The 4043-nt window shown below is 71.6% G+C and carries 1 protein-coding gene; it reads left to right on the forward strand.

The window, feature by feature from the left end; all coding sequences use genetic code 11:
* Positions 1 to 193: 193 nt before the first annotated feature.
* Positions 194 to 4043 (forward strand): hypothetical protein (locus FDZ70_07265; protein ID TLM74387.1); only part of this gene is annotated, 3850 nt, incomplete at its 3' end.

Here is a 4043-nt window from a genome sequence, read left to right on the forward strand (position 1 = left end):
CCCGAGGACTGCCCCATGAAGCGCTCCTGCCGGTACTACATCAAGTTCGAGTGATCGCCGGCGCCCACGCGCACATCCGACGCGCACGCGCTATCATCTTCGTTAAGTCTTTGGCACGCCCGCGCGCCGCCGCCCCCGTCGCACTCCGCGCGAGCATTGAGACGCACGCGCGTCAGAGGTGAGGGGACCGGCAGTGGCCGACAGGCCCGACGCCACCTACTCGTTCGGCTCGCCGTCGGCCTCACAGGTCGCGGCGGGGAAGAAGCGCAAGCTGCGCACGGCCGCGATCATCGGCGGCGCGGTCGTCGTGCTCGTCTTCTCCATGGCATGGAACCCGCCGGTCGGGACCGTCCACAAGTTCACCGACAAGAGCGACTACAACGCCGAGAAGGAGTCGGGCTGCCTGAACTCCGGCGACGGCTGCCACGGCACCGAGAAGTCGTACAAGGACTTCAACGCCTACCATCCGAACGCCAAGTGCACCACGTGCCACGACTACCAAGGCGTCGGCTGCATCCCGTGCCACTCGCCCAACAAGAACCACGAGTGCCAGCTGTGTCACGACGGGTCGATGAAGGGCGTCGCGGACGTCGTCCGGCTCACGGACCCGTACCCCAAGGGCCACTACCGCGAGTCGACGCACACCGCCATGGGCACGGACATGGACGCGGAGGTGCGCGCCGTTGAGGGTGGCGAGGCGAAGGCCACCTGTGGCGACTGCCACTCGCGCGACCTGCGGAAGTCGCACACCGGTGTGCCGGTGGCCGACGGCAGCACCTACGGCACGGACATCGGATGCGGCGAGTGCCACAACGACCTCACGTCGTTCGGCCAGTCCGAGGTCAAGGTGGACTGGAAGAACGACTCGTGCGACGACTGCCATCGCGTCGGCGCCAAGACCCAGCAGCACCCGGTCAAGGTCGCGAGCGCGATCGAGGCCACCGGCGCGCAGACGTGCGGCGAGACGGGGACCGGCTGCCACGAGGGCAACGACCTCCACGCCCTGCACCCCGACAAGCCGGCGAGCTGTGGCGGCACGCCGACAGCGGGCGAGCCGGGGTGCCATGACTTCGAGGTCGAGTCGCACGCGCCGACCGCGACCGCGTGCGGGGAGGCGCCGGGCTGTCACCGCGCGTATCGCAACGACGCGCTCACGCATTCGAACGACGCCACGGTGCACTCGCCGGGCGATGCCCAGGCGGCGGCGGACGCCTCGTACTACGGGATCGCGTGCGGAGCCTGCCACTACATGGCCGTCGACGGTCACAGCCTGGTCGACGAGCACGCACTGTCCACCTCGGAGAGGACGCAGAACGCGGCCGATGACTGCCGCAACTGCCATGCGCACCCGGCGTCCGCGGATGCCATCGCCGACGACTGGCCGGACCGCACCGGCGCGGCGCCGTGCGAGTCGTGTCACGGTGTGGACGGGCTCGCCTCGGCGCACGAGGGCGACTTCGACGCGATGCACACCTCTGACAGCCCGGGCTGCTCATCGTCGGGCCCCGGCTGTCATCCGACGGACGACCTGTCGCAAGTCGGCGCGCCCACGACGAGCGCGAACCTCCACTCGACCTGCCTGCGCTGTCACGATCGGAGCGCGAGCGGCGGCAACCTGGCGTACGACCCGGCGAAGAAGACCTGCGGTTCGACCCGCGACTGCCACGGCGCCTCGGGCGACTACGACGGCGTCAGCGACGTCCACGACGGGCGCGGCGGCCTTGCGAACGGCACCGACGCGGACCACCACACGGCGGGCACGGCGCAGCGCGGGATGCTGCTCTACGACGGGGTCGGCCTCGTGGCGGTCGGGTGCCCGACCTGTCACAGCATGGTGCTGGGCGTCGAGCACGCGCGGCCGGACAACGCGCTGGCGTCGGGCTCCGGGACGCCGTGCGACCGCTGCCACAACAGCAGCGGGGCGCCGATCGGCGGCGCGAACGCCGCGGCCGTCGTGAAGCGCAGCTGGCCGGAGAAGGACACCGGCGCGGCGTGCGCCGAGTGCCACAGTGAGAGCATCCATGGCGGCTTCGACCACAAGGCCGAGGAGCTCGACGCCGCCGGGACGCCAGTGCCGGGGACCTGCTCGGGCGGCGGGAGCGGCGACGGCTGCCACCTCTCGGCGGACCTGCGCTCCGCGCACGAGGGCGCCTGCACCGACTGCCACAAGGCGACCGGGGCCGACGTCGTGCGCAAGGAGGACTCCTGCGGCGGGACCGATCCTGCGAAGGCCTGCCACACCGGCTACACGGGACTCGCCGGGGACGCGCACCGCGGCGACGTCCACTCGCCGACCAACAGCGTCCAGGCCAGTTCCACGCTCTACGCCGGCGTGCCGTGCGGGCTGTGCCACGACATCCGCCCGAACGGCTCGAGCCTCGTGACCGAGCACGCCCGGACGACCTCGACGATGACCGTCGTGCCCGGCGACGTCTGCCTCAACTGCCACAACGCGACCGGCGGCGAGGTGCAGTCCACGATCGCCAGCGGCTGGGCGACGCGCGACTCGGAGTACGCGTGCTCGTCGTGCCACACGCTGCTGCACCCGCCGGCGCTCGACGTGACCCACGACTCCGACTCCGACGGATGCGCCGCCACCGGCGGCGGCTGCCACCCGTCGGCGGACATGTCGCTCATAGGCACGCCGACGGCCGCGGGCAACACGCACACCACCTGCCTGCGCTGCCACGACCGCACCGAGTCGGACGGCAACGGCACCTACGACCCGGCGAAGAAGACCTGCGGCTCGGGCCGCGACTGCCACGGCGTGGCCGGGCAGTACGACACGTCCACCTCGGTGCACGCCGGGCCGTCGCAGACCGTCGACGGCACGGACACCGCGCATCACGTCGCCGGGGAGGCCCAGCGCGTGGCCACGTACACCGACACCGTCACCGGCATCGAGACGCCGTGCTACCGCTGCCATCAGATGGCGCTGTACAAGGAGCACGCGCGGCCGAACTCGGCGATCAACACCGGTCTGCCTGCGCCGCCGAACCTGTGCGTGCGCTGCCACGACGGCGCGCCGGCCACGATGAGCGCCGTGAAGTCCGACTGGCCCGCGAAGGCCACGGACGCGGCGTGCGCGGACTGCCACGGCAAGGCGGGCGTCAACGCGGTCCACCACTCGGTCGAGACGTCGCACGTCGCGGTCGAGCGGGCGCCGAGCGGGACGATCACGGCGGGCTTCTGCGTGCGTCCCGGCTGCCACTTCTCGACCGACGTGCGTCTCCAGCACGAGGGCTACCAGCCGAACGGGTGCATGATCTCGCTGTGCCACGCCGCGACCGGGGACATCCGCGGCCGCAACCGCAAGAGCTGCGGCGGCGTCAGCGGCACGGCCACGTGCCACTCGGGGACCTCGGAGACCACGCACACGGTGCGCATCGGTGGGGTCGCCGTGCCGGTCAAGCACTCGGCCGAGACGACGTGGGTCATCGGGGGTGTGAGCTACCAGACGAGCCAGCTCGGGTGCTTCGGGTGCCATCCGAACGACCTGCGCGCGATCCACAGCACCGCGCTCATCGGCGGGAGCATGGAGGGCGGCGGCGTGACCAGCTGCGCGGTGTGTCACGAGGGGGCCACACCGCACGGCGCGTACGCGCTCCTGCCCGGCGTTGAGGCGGCGATCGCCGCGGGCGACCGCCGGTGCATCGCCTGTCACAACAGCGGCGACACGTCCGACGGGCCGACGTACGTCGCGAGCGCGCACAAGGAGACCACCTCCACGAACCCGCTGCCCGCGGGCACGGTCTGGTCCGACCCCGCCGACGACTGGAAGGCCGGCTTCGACGCGATGACCGGCGGCGGGCACAACGCGCTGCCGTACCAGTTCACCGGCGCGTCGCAGGGCAAGGCGTATCCCGTGACCACGTTCACGGTGACGGTGGGGAACCCGGGCACCTATCGCTGGTCGCTGCCGCCCAACAGCGGTACCACCAGGTGGCTCGACACGACCGCGTACCCGTCAGCCGTCACGACCGCCGCCATCCAGGCGCTCACGGTCAAGTGCACCGACTGCCACGTGTTCTCGGGCGCACCGG

The organism is Actinomycetota bacterium (assembly GCA_005774595.1).
Classification (GTDB): Bacteria; Actinomycetota; Coriobacteriia; order Anaerosomatales; family D1FN1-002; genus D1FN1-002.